Source organism: Brevibacterium litoralis (assembly GCF_040212315.1).
GTDB classification, from domain to species: Bacteria; Actinomycetota; Actinomycetes; order Actinomycetales; family Brevibacteriaceae; genus Brevibacterium; species Brevibacterium litoralis.
Genome location: NZ_JBDIUY010000042.1, coordinates 1 through 8302 on the forward strand (window position 1 = coordinate 1; position 8302 = coordinate 8302).

The window sequence follows — 8302 nt, forward strand, 5'->3', positions numbered from 1 at the left end:
CTTCGTGTCGACGAGTTCTTTGAGTTGCTGTGTCAGGTGGAGGCGTTGGGAAGGTGAATACGGCACGGTCGTTGCAACCTCTCGGATGGAGAGTGTTGCAACGACCGTTAGAACCCAAGAAGTGCAGGGCGCCTCGTGCGCGTTGGGGGGACTCAGTGCAATGCGTCGTTGAGCTTGATGGCCGAACCCGTGCGGGAGACCGCCTCGACGACGCCGGTGGCGCCGTTGCGGCGCAGCAGGACGTTCGAGGCGCCGTCGAGCTCCTTGGCCTTGACGACCTTCCCGCCCTCGTCGACGAGGGAGACGGGCGTGCCGGCGGTGACGTAGAGGCCCGCCTCGACGATGCTGTCGTCGCCGATCGAGATGCCCACACCGGAGTTGGCGCCGAGCAGCGTGCCCGAGCCGATGCTGATGCGGTGGCTGTTACCGCCGGACAGCGTGCCCATGATGGAGGCGCCACCACCGATGTCGGACCCGGCGCCGACGACGACACCCTGGGAGATACGGCCCTCGACCATCGCGGTGCCGAGCGTGCCGGCGTTGAAGTTCACGAAGCCCTCGTGCATGACGACGGTGCCCTCGGCGAGGTGGGCGCCCAGGCGCACGCGGTCGGCGTCGCCGATGCGCACGCCGGAGGGGGTGACGAAGTCGGTCATGCGGGGGAACTTGTCGAGGCCGTACACGGCCACCGCTCCGCGGGCCAGGAGCTTCGCGCGGGTGGCCTCGAAGCCCTCGACGGCGCAGGCGCCCTGCGAGGTCCACACGACGGTGACGAGGTGGGAGAAGATGCCGTCGAGGTTCAGCTCGTTGGGGCGGGCGAGTCGGTAGGAGAGCGCGTGGAGGCGCAGGTAGACGTCGGCCACGGACTCCGGGGCGGCGTCGAGGTCGATCGTGAGGTCGACGACCTCGGTGTGGGTGCCGCGGGCCTCGTCGGTGGCGACGAGCGCCGCGAGAGCGGTGCGGTCGAAGGCGGCTGCGGCCTGCGTGGCGGCGGCCTCGGCGGTGTTCGCGAGGACGGGGGCAGGGTACCAGACGGCGAGGGTCTGCTCACCGTGGACGGTGGCGAGTCCGGTTGCGGAGACGAATCGAGTTGTCATGGGTCCAAGACTATCCGTGGCGGGTTCGCGGCTGGATAGGGTGGGGACATGAGCTCGTCACACTCCCTCATCGAATCCCTCGGGTCCCCCGTCGACCTCGTGGCCGCCCTCTGCGACATCCCCTCGGTCTCCGGGGAGGAAGCGGCACTCGCCGACGCGGTCGAGGCGACGCTGGCGCACGTCTCCGCAGGTGCCGGCCCCGCGCTCGACATCCGGCGGGACGGTGACACGATCGTCGCCGCGACCCGGCTGGGACGGGGGGAGCGGGTGGTGGTGGCCGGGCACCTCGACACCGTGCCGATCGAGGACAACGTGCCGCACTCCCGGTCGGTCGTCGACGGGGTCGAGGTGATCCACGCCCGGGGTGCCTGCGACATGAAGGCCGGTGTTGCCATGCAGTTGGCGGTCGCCGCAGCGCTGCGGGACCCGGTCCGGGACGTCACGTGGGTCTTCTACGACCACGAGGAGGTCGACGCCTCCCTCAACGGGTTGGGCCGGGTCACCCGGAACCATCCGGACTGGATCACGGGCGACCTGGCGATCCTCGGGGAGCCGAGCAATGCGGGGATCGAGGGCGGGTGCAACGGCACCATCCGCGTCGAGGTCCGGCTGCACGGTGTCCGTGCCCACTCGGCCCGTGCCTTCATGGGCGACAACGCGATCCACAAGGCCGGTGCCGTCCTGCAGGAGCTTGCGGACTTCGCCCCGGCGACCGTCACCGTCGACGGGCTGGACTACCGGGAGTCCCTGTCGGCGGTCGGGATCGACGGGGGAGTGGCCGGTAATGTCGTCCCCGACGCCTGCACCGTCACCGTGAACTACCGGTTCGCCCCCGACAAGACCGTCGCGAGCGCCGAGGCGTGGCTGCGGGAGTTCTTCGCAGGCCACGAGGTCGTCGTCACCGATGCCTCCGAGGGCGCCAGGCCCGGGCTCGACCGCCCGGCGGCCCGGGCCTTCGTGCAGGCCGTCGGGGCCGACCCCGCGCCGAAACTCGGGTGGACGGACGTCGCGCGGTTCTCCGCCCTCGGCATCCCCGCGGTGAACTTCGGCCCGGGTGATCCGCTGTTCGCCCACAAGGCCGACGAACACGTGCCCGCGGACCAGGTCCACGCTTCCGTCGCGGCACTCGCGGCGTACCTGGAGCCGGGAGTGCCGGTGCCAGGGGTCTCGGTGCAGGAGCACCGGAACGAGGAGGAGCACGCATGACGGGCGAACGCATGGCGGACGAGGCGGGCGCACAGGACGCTCCCCAGCAGGACACCTACCAGAAGGGTCCGGTGACGCTGCGGCGGTCGCTCGTACCCACGACGACCACCGACCAGCGCCTGCTCGACACCCGCGGGTCGACGGCCTGGGTCCACGAGGACCCCTGGCGGGTCCTGCGCATCCAGTCGGAGTTCGTCGAGGGGTTCGGCTCGCTCGCCGAACTCGGTCCCGCGGTCTCCGTCTTCGGGTCCGCCCGCCTGCAGGAGGGCAGTGAGGAGTACGAGACGGCCCGGCGGATCGCCGTCGGTCTCGTCGAGGCGGGCTACACCGTCATCACCGGCGGTGGTCCCGGGATCATGGAGGCCGGGAACCGCGGCGCCACGGAGTCGGAGGGGGTCTCCGTCGGGCTCGGGATCGAACTGCCCTTCGAGACGGGCCTCAACGACTACGTGGACCTCGGCATCAACTTCCGGTACTTCTTCGTCCGCAAGACCATGTTCCTCAAGTACAGCCAGGGATTCGTCGTCCTACCCGGCGGGTTCGGCACGCTCGACGAACTCTTCGAGGCCCTCACGATGGTCCAGACCGGCAAGATCACCCGGTTCCCCGTCGTCCTCGTCGGCACCGCGTTCTGGGGTGGCCTGGTCGACTGGATCCGGGACACCCTGCTGGCCCGCGGCACGATCTCCGCCGGTGACCTCGACCTGTTCCACGTGACCGACTCCGTCGAGGAAACCGTCGCCCACGTCCGGTCCGGGACGGGACCTTCGGAACCCCTGCCCGCAGGCGACCTCACGCCGGAACCCCGTCCGGGCGAGGAACCCGCGGAGGCCCGGGCGTGAGGGAGGCCCGGACCACCACCGTGCTGCCGACGGTCGGGGGTGGAACGGCGACCTTCGGGCCGGGCGATCCCGGCGTCATGGCCGTCATCAACCGTTCGACGGACTCCTTCTACGTCTCCAGCGACTCGACCGAGCGGGCCGTCGAGGCCGCACTAACCGCCCACGAGGCGGGTGCCGCGGTCGTCGACATCGGGGGAGTCCGCGCCGGACGCGGACCGGAGGTGTCCGTGGCCGAGGAGATCGACCTCGTCCGGCCTGTCGTCACGGCACTGGCAGACCGTGTCCCCGACCTCGTCGTGAGTGTCGACACCTGGCGGGCGGAGGTCGGGGAGGCCGTGGCCGCCGCCGGCGCCGGTCTGCTCAACGACACGTGGGCCGGTGCCGATCCCGATCTCGCCCGCGTCGCCGGAGCCCACGGTGTCGCCCTCGTGTGCTCGCACACCGGGGGACTGCCGCCGCGGACGGACGCCCACCGGAACTCCTACGGACAGGTGTCCACGGACGTCCGGGACGCCGTGCGCGCGGGCCTCGACATGCTCGTCGATCGGGCACGGGCCGCAGGCGTGCCCGACGACCGGATCATCGTCGACCCGACCCCGGACTTCGGCAAGAACACCCGGCAGTCGCTCGCCGTCGTCGACGGGCTGGCGGACCTGTGTGCCGGTCCGCACGGGGTGTTGCTCGCGATCTCGCGGAAGGACTTCGTCGGGGAGGCCACCGGAGCGGCCGACCCCGCGGACCGGCTGGCCGGGACCGTCGCCGCGACGGCCCTGGCGATCGACGCCGGTGTCGCGCTCGTGCGGGCCCACGACACGGCGGCGTCGGTGCAGACCATCGACATGGTGCTCGCCGTGCGCGGACTCCGGGATCCCCGCCGGTCCGTCCGCGGCCTGCGCTGAGGGTCCGGCCCCGCAGGGTCGAGGGTGTGGCCCTGACGATGTGTGCCCCTGCCGCTGTGAGAACATGACCCCATGTCTGTCTGGCTCGTACTCGGGGTGTGCGCGGCGGTCTTCGTCATGGCCGTCGTCGTCGCCGCTGCCTGGGGACTGTTCGATGCGTCCCCACTCACCGACCGCTTCGACGAGGTCGCCACGGACCCCGGGGACGACCTCCGGCGGACCACGCTGCCGGCGGACGTGCGGTCGACCGATCTCGACGGACTGCGCTTCCCACCGGCCTTGCGCGGGTACCGGGCCGAGGACGTCGACCGGGTGATCACGGTGCTCGCGGCCCGGCTCGCGGAGTACGAGGCCCGCGAGGATGCCCCGGCCACGTCCGGGGAGTCCGGGCAGGGCGCCTCGGGCGCGGACGTGGGTGAGGCACCGGGGACCGGACGGTGACGGGACCGGTCCCGACCCCGCCGTCCGGGTACGACGGCGCGCCCGTCCTCCTGTCCACGCTGTTCTCCCGGTCCCGCGTCGGGGACCTGACGCAGCGGTTCCTCGCACTGCCCGTGTGGCTCCAGGCGGTGCTCGTCTTCGCGGCCTCCCGCCTCGTGAGTCTGGCGATCTTCGCCGCCGTCGTCCGCCGCCAGGTCGCGGTCCTGTGGACCCGCGACGGGCAGGCGACGACGCTCGCGGACTTCCTCATGTTCTGGGACGCCGACTGGTACCGCACGATCGCCGTCGAGGGGTACCCGGACGTCCTGCCGACCGACGAGTCCGGCGCCGTGCAGCAGAACCAGTGGGCGTTCTACCCGCTCTTCCCGTGGATCGTCCGCGCGCTCGCCTGGGCCACCCGGATTGACTACTGGTACCTGGCCCCGGTCGTCTCGATGGTGTGCGGGGCCTGCGCCGCGGTGCTGATCCTCCACCTGTTCCGGCGGCACACCACCGAAGGACGTGCGGTGACGGGGCTCGCCTTCGTGTTCGTCTTCCCGGCCGCCGCCGTCCTCTCGACCGGCTACGCCGAGGCGCTCACCCTCCTCCTCCAGGCCGCCGCCCTCCTGCTCGTCGTGCAGCGGCGGTACCTCCTGGCGATACCCGTCGTGTTCCTCATGGACCTCTCGCGGCCGATCGGGGTGGCCTTCGCGTTCTTCATGCTCATCCACCTGATCGACCGGATCCGGCGGCGGCGGGTGGTGCCCTATCCGGCCGGGGAGGTCGTGCGGTCCTGGACCCTCGGTGTGCTCAGTTGTGCGGCCGCCCTCGTCCACCCGGCCCACGCCTGGCTGCGGACCGGTGACATCACCGCCTACACGCGGACCGAGGCGGCCTGGAGCGGGGGCCACGGACGGGTGGTCGTCCAGTGGTTCCAGCAGGCCAACTCCCTCGTGGGCGGGTGGGGACCGGTGCTGCTGTTCGCGGTGGTGGCCCTCATGCTCGTGCTCGTGTACTCACCGGCGGGTCGGCAGATGGGGCGCACGCTCCAGCACTTCTGCCTGGCGTACATGATCTACATCCTGCTCTTCTTCTTCCCGCAGACCTCGACCCTGCGCCTTCTGCTGCCGCTGTTCCCGCTCGCGCTCACCCTCGCGTGGTCCCGGTCCTGGATGCACCGGGCCTGTGTGCTCGTCGCCTGCGTGTTCCTCCAGATCGTGTGGGTCGGATATCTGTGGCATTTCACCCCACCCTCCGACCTCCCACCGTGATCCGCGGGCGGATACGGGCACCTCGGCAGCGTTGTCCTCGCTCGAAGTACCAACCCCACGTACTCCTTCGCTCGTCCGCCTTGCCGAGATACCCGTCTCCACCCGCGGGCCCGCCTGATTGATGCCGGGTCCATCACGACACGGCGCGCGGATGTGGTCTGGTTTACATGCCGGAGCGGAAATAGTGGATAATGGACACGGTAGGGCTTCCGGGGACGATCCCCCGGGCCACGGACACCGGAAGGATGACTTCATGGCTGCACAGAAACCGCGCACCGGCGACGGACCGATGGAAGTGACCAAGGAAGGTCGCGGCCTGGTACTCCGACTTCCCGTCGAGGGCGGCGGTCGCCTGGTCATCGAGGTGAGCCCGGACGAGGCCACCGAACTGCGCGACGTGCTGCAGGCAGCCGTCGAAGGCTGATTTCGACGCCGCCCACACCCCGGCACCCCACCGAGGGCTGAGTCCCCACTCCTTTACGCTTCTTCGATCCCCTCACGCACTGCGGGCCCCGGACGATCCTTCGTCCGGGGCCCGCAGTGCGTTCCGGCGGCGTCGGGTCTTCAGAAGTGGTGGCCTTCAGGAGAGGTGGGGTGCCGGGGTCCGGGCGGCGTCGGGCACTGCCGGGGCGGCGTCGGGCTCAGTGCGCGTCACCCTTGGACAGGACGAGGAGGCCGTCGTCGACGGGGAGCAGGAGTTCGTGGAGGTCCACCCGGTCCCGGGCGCGGGAGAGCATGTCGCGCAGAGCCCGGGTGCGTGGTTCACGGTCCGTCGGTTCGGTGACGGCGCCGCCGCCGAGTGCGCGGTCGATGACGAGGAGACCCCCGGCGGACAGCCGGTCGGCGGCGAGTGGCAGCAGTCGGTCGTAGGAGGTCGGGTCGGCGTCGAGGACGACCATGTCGTACCCGCCGGCGGCCAGGCGGGAGAGGACGTCCTCGCCCCGGCCGGTGATCATCCGGACCCGGTGCCGTCCGACTCCGGCGACGTCGAGGAGTTCACGGGCCACGGACTGGCGGTCCGCCTCGGTGTCGACGGAGGTGAGGACGCCCATCCGGGGCATCCCGGCCATGAGGGCGAGGGTGCCGGTACCGGTCCCGGTGCCGACCTCGATGACGGAGGCCGGCTGTCGTAGGCGGGTGAGGAAGGTGTAGGTCCGGGCCGTCGTCGGTGCCGTCGGCTCGACCTCGTACTCGGCGGCGATCTGGCGGGAGGCGACGAGTTCGTCGCTCTCCGGGTTCCACCGGTCCGCGTAGCGTGCCAGTGCGCCGAAGTCCCTGTTCCTCATACCGCCTGTTCACCTTCCTCTTCCTCGACCAGATCCGCGACCGCGGCCTCCCAGGCACCCACCAGGGCGTCCTCGTCGGCGAGGACGCGGCGCAGTGCCACTCCGTCCCCGTGCAGCGGGATGGCCTCGTCCTCCCAGTGTGTCCGGGCCCGGGCCGCGATCGGGGCGGGGAGTTCACCGCGGGCGTTCGTCACCCGCCACCACGGGACCCCGGAGCCGTAGGTCGCCATCACACGGCCGACGAACCGGGCGTGCGTGCCGGTCACCCGGGCGAGCATGCCGTAGGGCGCCACACGGCCCGCGGGCACGCACTCGGCGGCCCGCAGCACGAGCTCGGCACGCAGATCGTCCATGGGGGTGATTCTGACACAGGGGTCTCCCATGTCGGTGCAGGTGGTGGCCGCGGGGTGGGGTGGTCCGGGTGGACGCGGGGCGGAGGGCAGGGCGGTAGAATCCGTGAACATGTTCGGCATCAACGGCTCGGAGATGATCGTCCTTCTCGTCGTGGTGCTCGTCGTCATCGGACCACAGCGTCTCCCGGAGTACGCACAACAGCTCAGGGACCTCGTGCGCGCCCTCAAGCGGCGGGCCGACGAGGCCAAGGAGAGTGTGAAGAAGGACTTCGGCGAGGACTTCGAGGACGTCGACTGGCAGAAGCTCGACCCGCGCCAGTACGACCCCCGACGCATCGTGCGGGAGGCCCTCCAGGAGGAGGAGACCGCCACGCGCGCGGCCCGTGGGGGCACGACCCGTGCCCAGGCCGCCGGCGGAGCCACCGCCGCCACTCTCGTGACCCCGATCCAGCGGTACCAGGAGCAGGCGAGCCGCCGGGACGCCACCCGCCCGGCCCCCTTCGACCCCGACGCGACCTGAGCGGGGGCCGTCTCCTTCCGCACCTCACCCGAGATCACGGACTCCCGCGCAGATCACGGGTTCCGTTCCACGGCATCTGCACCGAACTCCGTGATTCCGAACCGGGCCAGGCTGTCGAATACGAAATCACGGCCGTGTGTCGTTCTCACGGTGGTGGAACACCGTGAGAACGACACACGGCCGTGATTTCGTATTCGACAGCCTGGCCCGGTTCGGAATCACGGAGTTCGGTGCAGATGCCGTGGAACGGAACCCGTGATCTGCGCGGGAGTCCGTGATCTCGGGTGAGGTGCGGAAGGAGACGGCCCCCGCTCAGGTCGCGTCGGGGTCGAAGGGGGCCGGGCGGGTGGCGTCCCGGCGGCTCGCCTGCTCCTGGTACCGCTGGATCGGGGTCACGAGAGTGGCGGC

The 8302-nt window shown here is 70.9% G+C and carries 10 protein-coding genes; 7 read left to right on the forward strand and 3 right to left on the reverse strand.

Features of this window, described 5'->3' with window-relative positions:
• Positions 1–152: 152 nt before the first annotated feature.
• The gene (gene dapD / locus AAD496_RS14075; protein ID WP_349829477.1) at positions 153–1097 is read right to left on the reverse strand and encodes a 2,3,4,5-tetrahydropyridine-2,6-dicarboxylate N-succinyltransferase; all 945 of its coding nucleotides are present in this window, start codon (positions 1095–1097) and stop codon (positions 153–155) included.
• Positions 1098–1145: 48 nt separating this feature from the next.
• On the opposite strand from dapD, the gene dapE reads away from it, so the two are divergent.
• The 6 genes from dapE (at position 1146) to AAD496_RS14105 (ending at position 6159) form a co-directional block, all read left to right on the forward strand.
• Positions 1146–2303 carry a succinyl-diaminopimelate desuccinylase gene (dapE, locus tag AAD496_RS14080; protein WP_349829478.1) on the forward strand — a complete coding sequence of 386 codons (1158 nt, stop codon included), beginning with the start codon at positions 1146–1148 and terminating at the stop codon, positions 2301–2303.
• An 11-nt stretch (positions 2304–2314) separates the two neighbouring features.
• On the forward strand, positions 2315–3145 hold the full coding sequence (locus tag AAD496_RS14085) for an LOG family protein (protein WP_349829488.1): 831 nt from the start codon (positions 2315–2317) through the stop codon (positions 3143–3145).
• On the forward strand, positions 3142–4044 hold the full coding sequence (folP, locus tag AAD496_RS14090; protein WP_349829479.1) for a dihydropteroate synthase: 903 nt from the start codon (positions 3142–3144) through the stop codon (positions 4042–4044). Before AAD496_RS14085 ends, folP begins: the two co-directional genes overlap by 4 nt.
• 72 nt (positions 4045–4116) lie before the next feature.
• Positions 4117–4485, forward strand: a complete 369-nt coding sequence (locus AAD496_RS14095; protein ID WP_349829480.1) for a hypothetical protein — start codon at positions 4117–4119, stop codon at positions 4483–4485.
• Positions 4482–5735 carry a hypothetical protein gene (locus AAD496_RS14100; RefSeq protein WP_349829481.1) on the forward strand — a complete coding sequence of 418 codons (1254 nt, stop codon included), beginning with the start codon at positions 4482–4484 and terminating at the stop codon, positions 5733–5735. Before AAD496_RS14095 ends, AAD496_RS14100 begins: the two co-directional genes overlap by 4 nt.
• A 253-nt stretch (positions 5736–5988) precedes the next feature.
• Positions 5989–6159 (forward strand): DUF3117 domain-containing protein, encoded by a 171-nt coding sequence (locus AAD496_RS14105; RefSeq protein WP_349829483.1) that lies wholly within the window; start codon positions 5989–5991, stop codon positions 6157–6159.
• Between the two features lie 217 nt (positions 6160–6376).
• Here the strand turns inward: AAD496_RS14105 and AAD496_RS14110 are convergent, their stop codons facing one another.
• On the reverse strand, positions 6377–7021 hold the full coding sequence (locus AAD496_RS14110; protein WP_349829484.1) for an O-methyltransferase: 645 nt from the start codon (positions 7019–7021) through the stop codon (positions 6377–6379).
• Positions 7018–7374 (reverse strand): MGMT family protein, encoded by a 357-nt coding sequence (locus AAD496_RS14115; RefSeq protein ID WP_349829486.1) that lies wholly within the window; start codon positions 7372–7374, stop codon positions 7018–7020. The genes AAD496_RS14110 and AAD496_RS14115 overlap by 4 nt, the downstream gene beginning before the upstream one ends.
• 109 nt (positions 7375–7483) lie before the next feature.
• Between AAD496_RS14115 and AAD496_RS14120 the strand changes: the two genes are divergently transcribed.
• Positions 7484–7894 (forward strand): twin-arginine translocase TatA/TatE family subunit, encoded by a 411-nt coding sequence (locus AAD496_RS14120; RefSeq protein ID WP_349829487.1) that lies wholly within the window; start codon positions 7484–7486, stop codon positions 7892–7894.
• Positions 7895–8302 lie beyond the last annotated feature (408 nt).